This window comes from Pseudonocardia sp., assembly GCF_050246655.1.
In the GTDB taxonomy this organism is placed as follows: domain Bacteria; phylum Actinomycetota; class Actinomycetes; order Mycobacteriales; family Pseudonocardiaceae; genus Pseudonocardia.
In genome coordinates this window covers 59,038-76,574 of sequence record NZ_JBFWVQ010000020.1, presented here as the reverse complement: position 1 = coordinate 76,574, position 17,537 = coordinate 59,038, and the positions used below count along the sequence as shown (strand labels likewise).

Below are 17,537 nucleotides of genomic sequence, written 5' to 3'. Positions count from 1 at the left end.
CGACGGTGACCTCGGTGCCCGGCTCGTTCTCCAGCAGCTTCCACAGCAGCTCGACGTCCGGCTGCTCGACCCGCGCCGCCAGCAGGCCCTGCTTGGCCGAGTTGCCGCGGAAGATGTCGGCGAACCGCGCGGAGATCACGACCCGGAAGCCGTGGTCCATCAGTGCCCAGACCGCATGCTCGCGCGAGGAGCCGGTGCCGAAGTCCGGGCCGGCGACGAGCACTGTGCCGCGGTCGAACGGGGGCTGGTTGAGGATGAAGCTCTCGTCGCCGCGCCAGGCGGCGAAGAGCCCGTCCTCGAACCCGGTGCGGGTGACCCGCTTGAGGTAGACGGCCGGGATGATCTGGTCGGTGTCGACGTTGGACCGCCGCAGCGGCACGCCGATGCCGGTGTGGGTGGTGAACTTCTCCATCAGACGGCTCCGTCCACGTGGTCCATGAGGTCCTCCGGGCTCGACAGGGTGCCGCGCACGGCGGTCGCCGCGGCCACCAGCGGGGAGACGAGGTGGGTGCGCCCACCCTTGCCCTGGCGCCCCTCGAAGTTGCGGTTGGACGTCGACGCGCTGCGCTCGCCCGGCGCCAGCTTGTCCGGGTTCATGGCCAGGCACATCGAGCAGCCCGCCGACCGCCACTCGGCGCCGGCGTCGCGGAAGACCTTGTCCAGGCCCTCCTCCTCGGCCTGGAACCGCACCCGCATGGAGCCGGGGACGACCAGCATGCGGACACCGTCGGCGACCTTGCGCCCGTTGAGGATCTCCGCGGCCGAGCGGAGGTCCTCGATGCGGCCGTTGGTACAGGAGCCGACGAAGACGGTGTCGACCTTGATCTCCCGCAGTGGCGTGCCCGCCTCCAGGCCCATGTACGCCAGTGCCCGCTCGGCGGCGACGCGCTCGTGCTCGTCGGCGATGTCGGCCGGGTCCGGCACCCGCTCCCCCAGCGGGAGGCCCTGCCCGGGGTTGGTGCCCCAGGTGACGAACGGCGTGAGCGCGTCCGCATCGATCTCGACCTCGGCGTCGAACACCGCGTCGTCGTCGGTGCGCAGCGCCGTCCACGCCTCGACGGCGGCATCCCAGTCCGCACCCGTCGGCGCCCGGTCGCGGCCCTTGAGGTAGGCGAACGTCGTCTCGTCCGGGGCGATGAGGCCCGCGCGGGCGCCCGCCTCGATCGACATGTTGCAGATCGTCATCCGGGCCTCCATCGAGAGGTTCTCGACGACGTTGCCCCGGTACTCCAGCACGTAGCCCTGGCCCCCGCCGGTGCCGATCTTGGCGATGACGGCGAGGATGACGTCCTTGCTGGTCACGCCCTCGCGCAAGCGGCCGTCCTTCGACGTGATGGTGACGGCCATGGTCTGGAAGCGCTTGAGCGGCAGCGTCTGCGTGGCGAGCACGTGCTCGACCTCGGAGGTGCCGATGCCGAAGGCCATGGCGCCGAACGCGCCGTGGGTGGAGGTGTGCGAGTCGCCGCAGACGACCGTCATGCCCGGCTGGGTGAGCCCCAGCTGCGGGCCGACGACGTGCACGATGCCCTGCTCGGCGTGGTTCATCGGGTAGAGCGGCACGCCGAACTCGGTGCAGTTGCGCCGCAGCGTCTCCACCTGCGTGCGCGACACCGGATCGGCGATCGGGAGCTCGACGTCCGTGGTGGGGACGTTGTGGTCCTCGGTGGCGAGCGTCAGGTCGGGGCGGCGCACGCGGCGGCCCGACAGGCGCAGGCCGTCGAAGGCCTGGGGGCTCGTGACCTCGTGCACGAGATGGAGGTCGATGTAGAGGAGATCCGGCTCCTGGCCCTCACCGCGCCGGACGAGGTGGTCGTCCCACACCTTCTCCGCGAGCGTGCGTCCCATCGCACTCCCTCCCTGCTCGACGTGGCCATGACGTGGCCATCGAGTCGTCCCGGGTTTGTCCTCCCACACAGTGGGAAGCTAGTATCGCACCGTGAGACAGCCTAGCGCTCCGAACGTGACGAGCGGCATTGGGGTGCTGGACAAGGCGGTCGGCGTCCTGCGCGCGGTGTCGGCCGAGCCGTGCGGGCTCGCCGAACTCTGCCTCCGCACGGGGCTGCCCCGGGCCACCGCGCACCGTCTCGCCGTCGGCCTGGAGGCCCACGGCATGCTCCACCGCGGCGCGGACGGCCGCTGGCGCCCCGGCCCCACCCTCACCGAGCTCGCCTCCGGGCGGGCGGACCCGCTGCTCGAGGCCGCCTCGGCCGTCCTGCCCCGGCTGCGCGACATCACCGGCGAGAGCGTCCAGCTCTACCGCCGCGACGGCACCCAGCGCGTCTGCATCGCCGCCGCCGAGCCCGCGAGCGGCCTGCGCGACACCGTCCCCGTCGGCACCCGCCTGCCGATGACGGCCGGATCCGGCGCCAAGGTCCTCGCCGCGTGGGCGGAGCCCGCGTTCCAGCGCGCCGTCCTGGCCGAGGCCGTGTTCGGCGAGCGCGTGCTGCTCGACGTCCGGCGGCGTGGCTGGGCGCAGAGCGTCGCCGAGCGCGAGTCCGGCGTCGCGAGCGTCTCCGCCCCGGTGCGCGACGCAGGCGGGCACGTCGTCGCCGCGGTGTCGGTCTCCGGGCCGGTGGAGCGGATCGGGCGCCGCCCCGGCGTCCGGTGGGCGGCGGACCTGCTCGCGGCCGCCGAGGCCCTACAGCACCGCCTGTAGCCGCGAGTTCCGCATCCCACCGCCGCGAGTTCCGCATCCCACCGCCGCGAGTTCCGCATCTCATCAGCCCGAGTTGCGCATCCCGCCGGCGCGGTCACGGGAAACCCGCGGAAACGCCGGGCCACCCGCCGACGATGGTCCGGACGGGGGCCAACCCGTGACACCTCCGGGTCATGGGCGGGTCGCCCGCCCACGGTCGGTCGCTACGGTGGCCGCCGGAGAGGACTCCGGACCGCACGACACATGCACGACCCCCCGCACGACCCCCCGCACGACCCCCCGCACGACCCCCCGCACGACCCCCCGCACGACACAGCGAAGAAGGATGCGGATGACCTACCTGCTCGGCATCGACGTGGGAACCACCCGCACGGCGGCCGCCATCTGCCGTCCGGGCTCCCGCGAGGCCGAGATCGTCAACCTCGGCGACCGTTCCAGCGCCGTCCCCTCGGTGCTGTTCCTCGGCACGGACGGGTCCGTGCTCGTCGGCGACGCGGCCGAGCGCCGCGCCGTCACCGACCCCGACCGGGTCGTCCGTGAGTTCAAGCGCCGCATCGGCGATCCCACGCCGCTCAACGTCGCGGGCCGCGCGTGGCCCGCGCAGGAGCTCGCCGCCCGGCTCGTCCGCTGGGTGGTGGACCGCGTCGCCGAGCGTGAGGGCGGGTCCGCCACCCGCATCGCCGTCACCCACCCCGCGTCCTGGGGCACCCACAAGAAGGACCTGCTCGGGTCCGCGCTCGCCGCCCAGGGCCTCAAGGTCGTCTTCCTCGCCGAGCCGCAGGCCGCCGCGCTGCACTACGCCTCCGCGGAGCGCGTCGAGCCCGGCTCCACGATCGCCGTGTACGACCTCGGCGGCGGCACCTTCGACGCCGCCGTCGTCCACAAGGACACCTCGGCCGGGTTCGCCCTGGTCGGCCGCCCCGAGGGCCTCGAGCGGCTCGGCGGCATCGACTTCGACCAGGCGGTGTTCGACCACGTCCGCGCCGGGATGCCCGGCGTCTTCGACGCCCTGGACGACGCGGACCCCGCCGTGCTCGCCGCCGTCGCCCGCGTCCGCCGGGACTGCACCGAGGCCAAGGAGGCCCTGTCGGCCGACACCGAGGTCTCCATCCCGGTGCTGCTGCCCGAGGCCCGCGGCTCGGTGCGGCTGCACCGCAGCGAGTTCGAGCAGATGATCCACTCGCAGGTGGAGGACACCGTCGCCGCGCTGCGCCGGGCCATCGGCTCCGCCGGGTTCACCCCCGAGCAGCTCTCCGCCGTCCTGCTCGTCGGCGGTTCGTCGCGGGTGCCGCTGGTGTCGCAGCTGGTCTCCGAGGAGCTCGGCAGGCCCGTCGCCGTCGACGCCGACCCCAAGAACGCCATCGCCAAGGGCGCCGCGCTCGCGCTCACCCCCAACGCGGGGTCCACGGGCGCGAACCCGGCGCACGAGCCCGCGGGCGACACGGGCAAGACGCGGCCCGTCGCCACCGCGGGGGCCCAGCAGTCCCCGGCGCACCCGGCGGCGCCGGGCTTCGGCGCTGCAGGTTTCGGCGCAGCGGGAATCGGTGCCGCGGGGATCGGGGCTGCAGGGATCGGCGCTGCGGGGATCGGCGCTGCGGGGATCGGTGCAGCGGCCGCTCAGAGCGCCCACGTCAGCGGGGCCGCGGGCGCCGTCCCGTCCGCCGCGCAGGCCCCCGGGACCGGCGCCTGGTCCGACGTCCCCACGCAGCGCAGCGCTGGCACGCCGCCGGCGCGGCCGTACCAGCCCGCCCCACCCACCCACGCCGCGCCCGCACCGGAGCCCCGGGGCAGCAGCCCGGCGGCACTCATCACGATCGGCGGCCTCTTCGCCGCCGCGATCGTGATCGCCGCGCTCCTGCTGCTGCCCGACGGCACACCGTCGAACACCGGCGACCAGTCGCCGATCACGACGGAGCCGACGTCCACGATCCCGCCGGTCGTGGCCCCGCCGCAGGAGGTCACGACGACGCCGCCCGCGCCGCAGCCGACGCGGACCGCGCGACCGGCACCGCCGCGGACGACGCCGCCGGTCGTGCCGCCGCCCGCGACGACGACCACGAGCCCGCCGCACTCGACGACGGAACCCACGCCGGAGCCCACGGACACCCACACGCCGGACCCGCCCGAACCCTCCCCGCCGCCCACCGACGGCGGCGATCCCGGTGACGGCGGGTCCAGCTCCGCCGCCGCACCACCCGCCCCACCCGACGCGACCCTGGACGCCGCCCCCGGCTCCGCCGCGGCGCTCTGATTCCTCCGACGGCTACCGGGCGGGCAGCGATCGCGGGAGCCCGAACGACGGGAGCACCCCGTCGTCGAACCGCGTCATCGCGCGGACCCGGTCACCGGCGAGGGTGAGGACGACGAGGCCCGTCGCGCGCCGGACGCCCCCGGGGCCGCGCAGGTAGGACCCGAACGCCGGCTGCCCGTTGGCCCGCGACGGCACGAGGTCGAAGCGCCTGCCCGCGCCGAAGAGGCGGCGGCACAGCCCCGCGACGGCGTCGCGGCCCTCGTACTCGAGCGGGATCGGCGGCATCGTGACGAGGACGTCCTCGGTCAGGAGCGCGACCAGCGCGTCGACGTCCGCGGCCTGCCACGCCCGGACGAAGCCCGCCACGACCGCCGCCTCGGCAGCCGAACCGGGTGCGGGTGGCGGGTCGTGGTCACCACCCCCCTCCCGCAGGCGCCGCAGTCCGCCGCGCGCCCGCTTGAGGGCGCTGTCGACGGCGTCGGTGCTCGCACCGAGCATGCTCGCCACCTCGCTCGCGCGGAACCCGAGGACGTCCCGCAGGATGAGGATGGCGACCTGGCGCGGCGGCAGGACCTGCAGCGCGGTGACGAACGCCAGGGACACGGACTCGGCCAGCTCGTAGCGGGCCTCGGGACCCGCCTGCACCTCGGCCGCACCACCGAGCAGGACCTCCGGCAGCGGCTCGAGCCAGACGACCTCGCCGAGCCGCGTCGGCTCGGGCGGTTCGACCCCGGGGACGTCCCACGCCCGGGCGGGCCGCCGCCCGGCGGCCCGCCGCACGTTGAGGCAGCGGTGGGTGGCGATGCGGTAGAGCCAGGTGCGCAACGACGCCCGCCCTGCGAAGCCGTCGAGGCCCTGCCAGGCGCTGAGCAGGGTGTCCTGCAGCGCGTCCTCGGCGTCCTGGAGCGATCCGAGCATCCGGTAGCAGTGCACCCGCAGCTCGCGATGGTGCGCCTCGGTCAGCTCCCGGAACGCCACGCCGTCACCGGCGCGGGCCCGGGTGATCAGATCGGCCGTGACCACGTCCGCATCTCCTCTCCTCCGGTCCTCCCCGGTACGGACACCGGCCGGCGGACGGATCGGGCGGTCGCGCCGCGCCGCATCCTCCGGCGCCGCGGTGTCCACCTCCTCGAAGGCCGGACGCAGGACGGAGCGGGACATGATGCTGCAGGACAAGGTCGCGGTGGTCTACGGCGCCGGAGGCGCGATCGGCGGTGCGGTCGCACGCGCCTTCGCGGCGGAGGGTGCGCGGCTCTTCCTCACGGGCAAACGCCTGGCAGCCGTGGAAGCCGTCGCGACCGACATCGCCGCCGCGGGCGGATCCGTCGACGTGGCCCGGGTGGATGCGCTCGACGACCACGCCGTGGACGCCCACCTGAAGGCCGCGACCGGCGCGGCGGGGCACGTCGACGTCTCGTTCAACGCGGTCGGGATCCCGGACGCCGGGATCCTCGGCGTCCCGCTCGTCGAGCTCGGGCCGGACCGGTTCGTCCTGCCGATCACGTCGTACGCGGCGTCGTGGTTCGTGACGGCCCGCCAGGCCGGGCGTCGCATGGTCCCCCGGGGCTCCGGGGTGATCATGACTGTCACCGCGCTCCACGGGCGGACCGGGCTCCCGCTGGTGGGGGGCTTCGGCCCCGCGATGGCCGCGAAGGAGGCGCTCACCCGCGAGCTGTCCGCTGAGCTCGCTCCGCACGGTGTCCGCGTCGTCGGCCTGCGCCCGCAGGCCATGGCGGACACGCCCACGATCCGGGAGGCGTTCGAGCCGCGTGCCACCGCCACGGGGCTGACCTGGGAACAGTGGCAGGAGCAGCTCGCGAGCAGGACCCATCCGCGCCGGCTCATGACGCTCGCCGAGATGGCGGCCGTGGCGGCCTTCCTGGCCTCCGACGGCGCGAGCGGGATCACGGGCAGCACCGTCGACCTCACTCTCGGGCGCCTGGACGACTAGCGCCGGATGCCGTGGGCGTCGCCGGACGCGACCCGTCAGCGGCTCCGGCGGGTGTTGAGCCGGGCCGCCTGGCGGGTCAGGTGGTCGCGCTCGGCGAGGTTGGGCGCCTTCTGCGCCGCCTCGGCGTAGAGCCGTGCCGCCGTCGCGAGGTCGCCGCCGCGCTCGTGGAGGTAGGCCGCCACCGCGGTGTGACGGGGCAGCGTGTCGTCCACCGCGGCGAGTGCGGCCATGCCGGCGCACGGTCCGTCGGCCTCGCCGACGGCCACCGCGCGGTTGAGCCGGACGACCGGGCTGTCGGTCAGGCGCAGGAGCTCGTCGTACCACTCGACGATCTGCACCCAGTCGGTCTCCGCCGCGCTGGGCGCGTCCGCGTGCAGGGCAGCGATGGCGGCCTGGGCCTGGAACTCGCCCAGCCGGTCGCGTGCCAGTGCCGCCTGCAGGATCCCGATCCCCTCGGCGATCAGCGCGGTGTCCCACCGGCCGCGGTCCTGCTCGGCGAGCGGAACCAGGGCGCCGTCGGGCGCGATGCGGGCGGCGCGCCGGGCATGGTGGAGCAGCATCAGGGCGAGCAGCCCCGCCACCTCGGGATGGTCGATCGCGGCCGCGAGCTGCCGGGTGAGCCGGATGGCCTCCGCGGCGAGGTCGACGTCGCCGGTGTACCCCTCGTTGAACACCAGGTACAGCACGCGCAGGACGGTGGCGACGTCGCCGGGCCGGTCGAACCGCACACCTGCGACGCTGCGCTTGGCCCGGCTGATGCGCTGCGCCATGGTCGCCTCCGGCACCAGGTAGGCCTGGGCGATCTGACGGGTGGTGAGCCCCCCGACCGCCCGCAGCGTGAGCGCGACCGCGGACGACGGCGTGAGCGTCGGGTGGGTGCACAGGAGGTAGAGCCAGAGCGTGTCGTCCACCGCGGGCACGGGTCCGGGCGCCGGCTCGTCGTCGAGTGTTTCCTCCCGCCGCCTGCGGGCGGCGGCCGCCCGGGCCCCGTCGAGGAACTTGCGCCAGGCGACGGTGACGAGCCAGCCCTTCGGATCCCGCGGCGGATCGGCGGGCCACACCCGGACCGCCTCGACCAGCGCGTCCTGCACGGCGTCCTCGGCCGTCGCGAAGTCCGCCCCGCGGCGGACGAGGACCGCGAGCACGCCCGGCACGAGGGTGCGCAGTACGGCCTCGTCCACCGGCGGGATCACTCCGTGATCGTGGGCGGGGCGGCCAGGAACGGACGCAGCTCGAGCCACTCGTGGATCGGCTTCCCGCCCGCCCCGGGAGCGGCCGACAGCTCCCCGGCCAGCTCGACGGCGCGCTCGTGGCTGTCGACGTCGATCACCATCCAGCCGGCGATGAGGTCCTTGGTCTCGGCGAACGGGCCGTCGGTGACCGGCGGGCGACCCTCGCCGTCGTAGCGGACCCACGTCCCCTCGGGGGCGAGCGCCTGGCCGTCGACGAACTCGCCGGTCCCGGTGAGCCGGTCCGCGAACTGGTGCATGTACTGCACGTGGGCCGAGACCTCCTCCGGCGTCCACCGGTCCATCGGGACGTCGTTCACCGCAGCCGGGGCGCCGCGGTAGTGCTTGAGCAACAGGTACTTGGCCATGGGGTTCTCCTCGGTGCCGTGCGACCCATCCTGGTCGCCTTCACCCCGGGGACGGAGCCGGTCGCGGGTTCTCGACATCGTCGGCCGAGGTTCCTGCCCGACGGGCGCGGGGTCGCCTCGCCCTGGCCGCCGAGGGCGACCTGCGGACGAAGAAAGGCTCCGTTCCGAGAACTCGGAACGGAGCCTTTCGGTGTAGCCCCGACGGGATTCGAACCCGCGCTACCGCCTTGAGAGGGCGGCGTCCTAGGCCTCTAGACGACGGGGCCGGGTAGGAAACTGTCGTTTCCTGCTGGGGTACCAGGACTCGAACCTAGACTAACTGAACCAGAATCAGTCGTGCTGCCAATTACACCATACCCCATCGGATCGCGATCCCCGGGGGCCGCATCCGTGCAGAGGACACTCTAGCCGAGCCCCCCGGCGCGTTGCACACCGGCCCGCAGTCGCGCGAGGGACCGCTCGCGCCCCAGGAGCTCCATCGACTCGTAGAGCGGCGGGGACACCGTCCGGCCGCTCACCGCGACCCGGACGGGGGCGAACGCGGTGCGCGGCTTGAGCCCCAGCCCGTCCACGAGGGCGGTCTTGAGGGCCCCCTCGATCTCGGCGGCGTGCCAGCCCGGGAGCCCATCGAGGCCGGTCAGGGCCGCGTCGAGGACGGGCTTCGCGTCCGGGCCGAGGACCTTGTCGGCGGCGGCGGCGTCGAGGGCGAAGGACTTCTCGTCCACGAAGAGGAACGCGAGCATGGCGGCGGCGTCGGTGAGGACGACGCTGCGCTCCTGCACCAGCGGGGCCGCTGCGGCCAGGAGCGAGCGCTGGTCCGGGGTGAACGCGGCGCCGGGGACCTCCTGCCCCAGTTCCGTGAGATGGGCCACGAGATAGGGCTCCACCCGCTCGACGAACACCTCCGGCGCGAGCGCCCGCAGGTGTGCCGCATTGATGGCCTCGGCCTTCTTGAGGTCGAATCGGGCCGCATTCTGCGAAACCCGCGAGATGTCGAATGCGGCGACCATCTCCGCCATCGAGAAGATGTCGCGATCCTCGGCGATCGACCAGCCGAGCAGGGCCAGATAGTTGAGCAGGCCCTCGGGCACGAATCCGCGGTCGCGGTACAGGAACAGGTTCGAGCGCGGATCCCGCTTCGAGAGCTTGCGGTTGCCCTCGCCGGTGACCAGGGGCAGGTGCGCGTACACCGGCGGGCCGGAGCCGATGCCGACGCGGGCGAACGCCTCGAACAGCGCGATCTGGCGCGGGGTGGAGGGCAGCAGGTCCTCGCCGCGCAGGACGTGGGTGATGCCCATGAGCGCGTCGTCGAGGGGGTTCGTGAGCGGGTAGAGCGGGGTGCCGTCGCCCCGGGCGAGGACGAAGTCCGGGACGGCCCCCGCGCGGAAGGTGATCTCGCCGCGGATCAGGTCGGTGAAGGTGATGTCGCGGTCGGGCATCCGCAGCCGGTACACCGGCACGCGGCCGTCGGCGCGGAAGGCGGCGCGCTCGGCGTCGGTGAGATCGCGGTCGGCGTTGTCGTAGCCGAGCTTGGGGTCGCGGCCCGCGGCCCGGTGGCGGGCCTCGATCTCCTCGGCCGTGGAGTAGGACTCGTAGACCTCGCCCGCGTCGGCGAGGCGGCGCAGGGCGTCGGCATAGAGGTCGCGGCGCTCGCTCTGGCGGTACGGCCCGTGCGGGCCGCCGACCTCGGGGCCCTCGTCCCAGTCCAGGCCGAGCCACCGCAGGGCGTCGATGATCGCGGCGTAGGACTCCTCGGAGTCGCGCTGGGCGTCGGTGTCCTCGACGCGGAAGACGAGGGCGCCTGCGTGGTGGCGGGCGTGGGCCCAGTTGAACAGGGCGGTGCGGATGAGGCCGACGTGCGGGGTGCCGGTCGGGGACGGGCAGAACCGCACCCGGACCTGGGGGGATGCGCTCATGGTCGGACCAGACTATCGGTGGCGCGGAGTGGCCTCCGCGCGCTATATTCAACGCATGATGAATAACGAGCACGGTCACGTCGCCGTCGTCGGCGGCGGCCCCGCCGGGATGGTCGTCGGGCTGCTGCTCGCCAGGGCCGGGGTACCCGTCACGGTCCTGGAAAAGCATGCGGACTTCCTGCGCGACTTCCGCGGCGACACCGTCCACGCCTCCACCCTCACCCTCCTCGACGAGCTGGGCCTCGGCGAGCGGTTCGCCGCGCTGCCGCAACGGCGCCTGGACCGCGTGATGGTCCAGCTCGACGCAGGCGCCGCCCAGCTCGGAGACCTGCGCCGCCTGCCAGGGGCGCATCGGCACATCGCGATGGTCCCGCAATGGGACTTCCTGGACCTGCTCGCGGACGCCGCCGAGGAGGAGCCCACCTTCACTCTGATCCGCAACGCCGAGGTCACCGGCCTGCTCCGGGAGGGGTCGCGGGTCACCGGCGTGCGGTACACCGACCGCATCGCCGGCACCGTCCACGACCTGCCCGCCACGCTCACCGTCGCCTGCGACGGCCGCGGCTCGGCCGTGCGCGCCGCCGCCGGGCTGCGGCCCCGCTCGTTCGGGGTCCCGATGGACGTGTGGTGGTTCCGGCTGCCGCGCCGCGAGGGCGACCCGGTGGGCGGCGTCGGGCGGCTCTCGACCGGCCACTTCGTCGTCACGCTCGACCGGGGCGACTACTGGCAGTGCGCCTACCTCATCCGCAAGGGCGGCGACGCCACGCTGCGGGCCGAGGGCATCGAGGCGTTCCGGGCGCGCATCGCGGCGCTGCTGCCCTGGCTCGCCGACCGGGTCGGCGAGCTGGCCTCCCTGGACGACGTCAAGCTGCTGGAGGTGCGGCTGGAGCGGCTGCGCCGCTGGTACGCCGACGGACTGCTCTTCATCGGCGACGCCGCCCACGCGATGTCGCCGGTCGGCGGGGTGGGCATCAACCTCGCGGTGGCCGACGCCGTAGCCGCGGCCCGCATCCTCGCGCCCGTGCTGCGGGCGGGCGGGCGCGTCCCGGTCGCGGAGCTGCGACGGGTGCAGCTACGCCGCTGGTGGCCCACCGCGCTCGTCCAGGCCGCCCAGCGGATCGCGCACCGCGGCCTGCTCGGGCCGGTGCTCAACGCAGAGCCCAGCGGGCCGGCGGCACCGGTCGCGCTCGACGGATCCGGCGACCTCGTGCTCGCCCCCGCGCGCGACCTGCCGCAGCCGCTGCGCCTGCTGCGCCGGTTCCCCGCCCTGCAGGGCATCCCGGCCCGGCTCGTCGCCATCGGGCCGCTGCCCGAGCACGCGCCCGCGTGGGCCCGCAGGCGCCAGCAGGCCCTCACCCGTCCATGATCACCGAACCGGAGCGTCACCCCCCGACGGGCGCGGGCTGCGGCACGGTGCCCGCCCGGGCCCGCCGCGCGGCGTAGGCCAGCGCGTCCACCAGCGCCAGCCACGACGCCTCGACGACGTTGCCGTGCACGCCGACCGTCGTCCAGGAGCCGTCGTGGTCGGTGGACTCGACGAGCACCCGCGTCACCGCGTCCGTGCCGTGGCCCTCGCCGGTGCCGCCGGGGGCGAGCAGGCGCACCTTGAAGTCCGACAGCTCGACGTCCTCCAGCCACGGCCGCGACGGCGTGAGCGCGGCCCGAAGTGCCGCGTCGAGCGCGTTGACCGGACCGTTGCCCTCGCGGGTCGCGATCAGCCGCTCGCCGTCGACGACCAGCTTCACGGTCGCCTCGGAGACCACCGCCCGGTCCGCGCGGTGCTCGATGATCACGCGGTAGGACTCCAGCTCGAACGGGAGGCGCGCATCCTCGCCCGCCGCCGAGCGCATGATCAGCTCCAGGGACGCGTCGGCGGCCTCGTACGACCAGCCCTCCGCCTCCCGCTCCTTGACGGTCGCCACCACCTCGGCGACCGCGCCGGGCTGACCGGCCAGGTCCAGACCGAGCTCCGCGGCCTTCAGCTCGACGCTCGCCCGGCCTGCCATCTCCGTGACGAGTACCCGCTGCCCGTTCCCGACGTCCACGGGGTCCATGTGGTTGTACAGCTCCGGGTCGACCTTGATCGCACTCGCGTGCAGGCCCGCCTTGTGGGCGAAGGCCGACACCCCGACGTAGGCCTGGTGGGTGTCGGGCGCGATGTTGGCGATCTCCGCCAGCGCGTGCGAGGTCCGGGTCAGCTCGCCGAGTGCGCCGTCCGGGAGCACGGCCATGTCGAGCTTGGTCGCGAGGTTGCCGACGACCGCGAACAGGTCGGCGTTGCCCGCCCGCTCCCCGTAGCCGTTGGCGGTGCACTGCACGTGCGTCGCCCCGGCCTGGACGGCGGCCACCGAGTTGGCCACCGCGCAGCTCGTGTCGTCCTGGCAGTGGATGCCGAGGCGGAAGCCGGTGCGCGCGGCGACCTCCGTCACCACCTGGGCGATGCCCAGCGGGAGCATCCCGCCGTTGGTGTCGCACAGCACGGCCACGTCCGCGCCTGCGGTCACCGCCGCTTCCAGCACCCGCAGCGCGGTGTCCGGGTCGAACGCGTAGCCGTCGAAGAAGTGCTCCGCGTCGAGGAACACCCGCCTGCCCTCGCCGCGCAGGAACGCCACCGTGTCGGCGACCATCGCGCAGTTCTCGGCCACGTCGGTGCGCAACGCCCGCTCGATGTGGCGTCGGTCGGACTTCGCGACCAGCGTGACGACCGGGGCCTGCGAGTCCAGCAGCGCGCGCACCTGCGGGTCCTCGGCGGCGGCGAGCCCGGCCTTGCGCGTCGCGCCGAACGCGACGAGCGCGGCGTGGCGCAGGTCCAGCTCCCCCGCGGCGGCGCGGGCGAAGAACTCCGTGTCCTTCGGCAACGCGCCCGGCCAGCCACCCTCGATGAAGCCCACGCCGAGGGCGTCCAGGTGGCGGGCGACGGCGAGCTTGTCGGCGACCGAGTAGCTGATGCCCTCGCGCTGCGCGCCGTCGCGCAGGGTCGTGTCGTAGACGTGGAAAGCGTCGCCGAGCGGGGTGCCGGCGGGCACTGTTCTGTCAGCGCGGGGCATGTCGTGCAACTCCTGACGGGGGCGGGGCAACAAAAAAGACCCCCCGCGGGTGCGAGAGGTCTGCGCGTCGGCGATGAGGCCTGCCGACGCGCTACGCGATAATGATCACCTGGAGGTGAGCCACGGGCCGAGTGTGCCACGGCCTCGGAGAGGCTGTCCAACCGCCCCCGGCCTCGAAACCGCCCGGACGGGCAGTGGGCAACGCGGCGCCGATGCCCTAGGCAGGACATGGGGCCGCACCGCCGCGGCCGGAACCGGGAGGAAGCCACCGTGCACCAGCTCATCGCCCTGTACAACCACCCCGAGGACGCGGCCGCGTTCGACAGGCACTACTTGGGGACCCACGGCCCCCTGGCCACCAAGCTGCCCGGCCTCCAGCGCTTCACCACGATGCACCCCGGCCCTGACCCCGAGGGCAACCCGCCCGCCTACTACTTCATCGCCGTGCTCGACTTCGCCGACGGCGCCGCCGTGCAGAGCGCGGTGGCGAGTCCCGAGGGCGAGGCGGCGATCGCCGACCTGGCCAACTTCGCCCAGGCCGGCGTCACCATCCTCACCGGAGCGGGCGAGGTCGTCGTCTCGGCGTAGGAGCGCCGTCCGTCGTCACCCGCCGACGCCGTTGATCGTCCAGGCCACCTGCACCGGGACACAGCCGGCCTCGGCGGGTGCGCGCCGCTCGTAGTCCGCGCGCACGCTCGTCGCCGTCCAGACGCCGTTGACGACCTCCGAGCGCGTCGGGGTGAAGCTCACCGTGAACGTGTTCGCCGTCGGCCGGTTCTGGCAGGTGAAAGCCCGGTTCTCCGGGACGTTGCCGCTCGCGCGCCAGGTGGCGCCGTCCTTGGTGAGCGCGACGTTGTCACCCACCTCGCGCTCGCTCACCGCGCAGCTCTGCGGGCATCCCGCGAACCGCGGCGACAGCGTCAGGAGCGCCACGCCCGCGCAGTTCACCAGGCCGTCGCAGCGCGTCTGCGCACCCGTGAGCACGTATGCGCCGTTGAACCGGCCGGTCTCGGGCAGCGCCGCGACGTCCAGGTCGCCGGTCGTGCCGGCCGGGCGGCGGAACGGCTGCTCCCCCGCGGTGTCGACCAGCCCGAACTCCGGGATCGCCGCCACGGCCGGACGCACCTCGACGACCGCGTTCGGGTCGAACCCGGACCAGGCGTCGCCGAAGTACGGGTCCGCCACCGGCTGCGCTGTCGCGAGCGGGGCGCCGTCGGCGCAGCGGACGCGCGGCACGCCGCGGTCGTCCACCAGCACCGCCGAGCCGGCCTGCAGCACCGCCGCGTAGGGCTCGGCCTGCCCACCCGACCAGCCGTGCGCCGTCGTCCGCGTGTCCGCGCGCAGCCGCGCCGGGGTCAGGGTCGCGACGTAGTCCGCCACCCCGGCCGCGGTGATCCCCAGCGGCGTCGCCCAGCCCGCCGCCAGCTCCGGGTCGCCCTGCAGCGACGTCTCCAGCTGCGCCCGGTTGCAGCTGCCGGTCCCGTTGGTGTCGAAGTAGAGGCCGTCGAGGTTGCCGGCCGGGGTGCGGTTCGCGGCGGCGTCGAAACGCACCGTCGGGACGACGGTGCCGCCCTGCACCAGGGTCGGCGTGAACGGGTCGCCGCCGGGCTCGTCGGCGGCCAGGAGCTCGACCGTGCGCTGGGACCGGTCGTAGAGGAACCAGCCCACGCCGCCGGCGGCGGCCAGCAGCGCGAGCGCCGCCACGATGGCGACGACCCCCTTCCAGCCCACGCCGGACCGCTTCTGCGGGGGCGGCCCCTGGGGCGGGGGCCACTGGCCGTACTGGCCGGGCTGGCCCGGGTAGCCGGGCTGGCCGGGCTGGCCGGGCTGGCCGGGCTGGCCGGGCTGGCCGGGATAGCCCTGGCCGCCGGGCGGGGCCCAGGCAGGCGGGAACTGCGCTGTCTGCGCCCCCTGGGGGACGCGGGCGAAGCCCTCGGGCGGGGTCGGCGCGTCCGGGTCGCCCTCCGCGGGCGGGGCGGGCATGCCCTGGTACGCCTGGGTGGGGGCGTCGGCCCCGGCCGCCGCGGCGGCGCCGGACGCCGCCGCGGCGGTCGCGGCGGCGGGCCCGCCCGGCGGGAGGTCGGTCGCCGGGTGGACCTGTGTCGGCGCGTCCGTCGGTGCGTCGGCGGGCTCGACACCCGGGCTCGCGGCGCCGGCGGCGGGCCCGGGGCTGGCGTGCTGCTCGCCCGCGCCGAGGTCCTGGAAGCGCGTCGGCGCGTCGGCAGGGACGTCGGGTGCCGGGCTGTCCCCCGCTGCGTCCCCGGCCGGGCTGTCGGCTGCCGGGCCGTCCCCGGCGGGGCTGTCGCCTCCCGGGTCCCCGGCTGATGCGGCGTCGCCTGCCGGGCTGTCGGCTGCCGAGCTGTCGTGGGCCGAGCCCTCCCCCGCTGCGTCCCCGACCGGGCTGTCGCCTCCCGGGTCGCCCTCAGGGCCGGCCGCGGCGCCGGGCGCGACACCCGCCGGGCCGGCGTCGACGGCGGCCCCGTCCCCGTCGCCGGGGGGTGGCGGGGTGTCCTCCGGGCGACCGCCCGGGCCGTCCGGGCCCCCGCCGTCCGGGGGCGCCGCCCCCTGGGGCGCGCTCCCCGATCCGTCTGCCGCCGGCGGGCCGTCGTCACGGCCGTCGGACGCGGCCACGACCATCCACGGCCGCGCCACCACCCCGCGTGGCACCCCGCCGAACCTGCGCAGACCCCACTCCGCTGCTGTCACTGCGTCCCCCGTCGTCCCCGGATGGCGGCATGCGATGTCACCGTCCACACCCGACTCGGGCACCTGGCTAGCCCGAACGGGTGTCTTGATCGTCGACGGACCGAGTATCGCCCAGGGGACAGGCCTCCGCCACCGCGGAACTACGGTGGCTCACTCGCCCGGGAGCAGGTACCGGCGCCCGCCGGCCGGAAGCCATCGGCGGGCCGGACGGGTCAGACCGTGGTGGCCGCCTGCCTGCTGACGAGGGCCGCGAGACGGTCCCCGATGGACTGGGTGTGCCCCGTGGCGCTGTGGTCCCGGGTGGCGAGGTCGAAGGCCACCGCGGCCTCGATGCGGCGCGCGGCGTCGGCGTTGCCGATGTGGTCGAGCAGCAGGGCCACCGAGAGCACGGCGGCCGTCGGGTCCGCGATGCCCTGCCCGGCGATGTCCGGCGCGCTGCCGTGCACCGGCTCGAACATCGAGGGGTTGCGACGGCTGACGTCGAGGTTGCCCGACGCAGCCAGCCCGATGCCGCCGGTGACGGCGGCGGCGAGGTCGGTGAGGATGTCGCCGAAGAGGTTGTCCGTGACGATCACGTCGAAGCGGCCGGGGTCGGTCACCATGTGGATCGTGGTGGCGTCGATGTGCTGGTAGGCGACGCTGACGTCGGGGTGCTCCAGCGACACCTCCTCCACGATGCGCGACCACAGCGAGCCGGAGAACGTGAGCACGTTCGTCTTGTGCACGAGCGTGAGGTGCTTGCGGGGACGCCGCGTGGCGCGGGAGAACGCGTCGCGCACCACCCGCTCGACGCCGTACGCGGTGTTCACGCTGACCTCGGTGGCGATCTCGTGCGGGGTGTCCTTGCGCAGGATGCCGCCGGTGCCCGCGTACGGCCCCTCGGTGCCCTCGCGCACGACCACCATGTCGATCTCGGTGTTGCCCGCGAGCGGGCCGCGCACGCCCGGGTAGAGCCGGGCGGGCCGCAGGTTGACGTGGTGGTCCAGTTCGAAGCGCAGCCGCAGCAGCAGGCCGCGCTCGAGGATGCCGCTGGGCACCGACGGATCGCCGACGGCGCCGAGCAGGATCGCGTCGTGCTCGGAGAGCTCGGTGAGCACCGACTCCGGAAGTAGCTCCCCCGTGGCGTGCCACCGCGCGGCGCCTAGATCGTAGGTGGTGGTCTCGGTGCCGGGAGCGACCTCGTTGAGGACCTTGAGTGCCTCGTCGATGACCTCCGGCCCGATGCCGTCGCCGGGTATGACCGCAAGGCGCATGCCGCCCGTCCTCTCTGCTCAGACCGAGTCGCACGCTACCCGCCGCGCGGCCGGTGACCTGCGGACGCCCACCGGATCGTGGTCGCCCGGCAGGGTGATCCATTCGGGCCCACGGCCCGTCCGGGCCGGGCGCCGAGCCGTTCAGTCTGCTCCCACGGTC

14 protein-coding genes and 2 tRNA genes are annotated in these 17,537 nt (G+C 74.8%); 5 read left to right on the top strand and 11 right to left on the bottom strand.

The window, feature by feature from the left end; translation table 11 throughout:
• Positions 1 to 412 (bottom strand): 3-isopropylmalate dehydratase small subunit (gene leuD, locus AB7J25_RS09900; RefSeq protein ID WP_428507382.1); only part of this gene is annotated, 412 nt, incomplete at its 3' end.
• Entirely contained in the window at positions 412 to 1,845 is a 1,434-nt protein-coding gene (leuC, locus tag AB7J25_RS09895) for a 3-isopropylmalate dehydratase large subunit (RefSeq protein WP_428507380.1), read from the bottom strand. The genes leuD and leuC, both read right to left, overlap by 1 nt.
• 115 nt (positions 1,846 to 1,960) lie before the next feature.
• On the opposite strand from leuC, the gene AB7J25_RS09890 reads away from it, so the two are divergent.
• Entirely contained in the window at positions 1,961 to 2,656 is a 696-nt protein-coding gene (locus tag AB7J25_RS09890) for an IclR family transcriptional regulator (protein ID WP_428507378.1), read from the top strand.
• A 331-nt stretch (positions 2,657 to 2,987) separates the two neighbouring features.
• A complete protein-coding gene (locus tag AB7J25_RS09885; protein WP_428507376.1) occupies positions 2,988 to 4,907 on the top strand; it encodes an Hsp70 family protein in 1,920 nt (639 codons plus the stop codon).
• Positions 4,908 to 4,919: 12 nt separating this feature from the next.
• Here the strand turns inward: AB7J25_RS09885 and AB7J25_RS09880 are convergent, their stop codons facing one another.
• Positions 4,920 to 6,068, bottom strand: a complete 1,149-nt coding sequence (locus tag AB7J25_RS09880; protein WP_428507374.1) for an RNA polymerase subunit sigma-70 — start codon at positions 6,066 to 6,068, stop codon at positions 4,920 to 4,922.
• Here AB7J25_RS09880 and AB7J25_RS09875 point away from each other — a divergent pair.
• Complete coding sequence (locus AB7J25_RS09875; protein WP_428507372.1) at positions 6,067 to 6,858, top strand: SDR family NAD(P)-dependent oxidoreductase; 792 nt, start codon at positions 6,067 to 6,069, stop codon at positions 6,856 to 6,858. The two genes, AB7J25_RS09880 and AB7J25_RS09875, sit on opposite strands and share 2 nt — an antisense overlap.
• 35 nt (positions 6,859 to 6,893) lie before the next feature.
• On the opposite strand, the gene AB7J25_RS09870 is transcribed toward AB7J25_RS09875, so the two are convergent.
• From AB7J25_RS09870 to gltX, 5 genes are all read right to left on the bottom strand, one after another.
• Entirely contained in the window at positions 6,894 to 8,039 is a 1,146-nt protein-coding gene (locus AB7J25_RS09870; RefSeq protein ID WP_428507390.1) for an RNA polymerase sigma factor, read from the bottom strand.
• Between the two features lie 8 nt (positions 8,040 to 8,047).
• Positions 8,048 to 8,455 carry a YciI family protein gene (locus tag AB7J25_RS09865; protein WP_428507370.1) on the bottom strand — a complete coding sequence of 136 codons (408 nt, stop codon included), beginning with the start codon at positions 8,453 to 8,455 and terminating at the stop codon, positions 8,048 to 8,050.
• Between the two features lie 193 nt (positions 8,456 to 8,648).
• Positions 8,649 to 8,721 (bottom strand) — tRNA-Glu (locus tag AB7J25_RS09860).
• 23 nt (positions 8,722 to 8,744) lie between these two features.
• Positions 8,745 to 8,816, bottom strand: a tRNA-Gln gene (locus AB7J25_RS09855).
• Positions 8,817 to 8,859: 43 nt separating this feature from the next.
• Positions 8,860 to 10,371: a glutamate--tRNA ligase gene (gene gltX / locus AB7J25_RS09850; RefSeq protein ID WP_428507368.1), complete on the bottom strand. Its 1,512-nt coding sequence runs from the start codon at positions 10,369 to 10,371 to the stop codon at positions 8,860 to 8,862.
• Positions 10,372 to 10,426: 55 nt separating this feature from the next.
• Between gltX and AB7J25_RS09845 the strand changes: the two genes are divergently transcribed.
• Positions 10,427 to 11,737: an FAD-dependent oxidoreductase gene (locus tag AB7J25_RS09845; RefSeq protein ID WP_428507366.1), complete on the top strand. Its 1,311-nt coding sequence runs from the start codon at positions 10,427 to 10,429 to the stop codon at positions 11,735 to 11,737.
• A gap of 16 nt (positions 11,738 to 11,753) precedes the next feature.
• Here AB7J25_RS09845 and cimA read toward each other — a convergent pair whose 3' ends face one another.
• A complete protein-coding gene (cimA, locus tag AB7J25_RS09840; RefSeq protein WP_428507364.1) occupies positions 11,754 to 13,418 on the bottom strand; it encodes a citramalate synthase in 1,665 nt (554 codons plus the stop codon).
• A gap of 270 nt (positions 13,419 to 13,688) precedes the next feature.
• On the opposite strand from cimA, the gene AB7J25_RS09835 reads away from it, so the two are divergent.
• Positions 13,689 to 14,006, top strand: a complete 318-nt coding sequence (locus tag AB7J25_RS09835) for an EthD family reductase (protein WP_428507362.1) — start codon at positions 13,689 to 13,691, stop codon at positions 14,004 to 14,006.
• A gap of 15 nt (positions 14,007 to 14,021) precedes the next feature.
• Here the strand turns inward: AB7J25_RS09835 and AB7J25_RS09830 are convergent, their stop codons facing one another.
• Together AB7J25_RS09830 and AB7J25_RS09825 are read right to left on the bottom strand one after the other, a co-directional pair.
• Positions 14,022 to 16,124, bottom strand: coding sequence for a DUF6777 domain-containing protein (locus AB7J25_RS09830; protein WP_428507360.1), 2,103 nt, complete (start codon positions 16,122 to 16,124; stop codon positions 14,022 to 14,024).
• 212 nt (positions 16,125 to 16,336) lie between these two features.
• The gene (locus AB7J25_RS09825; RefSeq protein ID WP_428507358.1) at positions 16,337 to 17,377 is read right to left on the bottom strand and encodes a 3-isopropylmalate dehydrogenase; all 1,041 of its coding nucleotides are present in this window, start codon (positions 17,375 to 17,377) and stop codon (positions 16,337 to 16,339) included.
• Between the last annotated feature and the right edge of the window lie 160 nt (positions 17,378 to 17,537).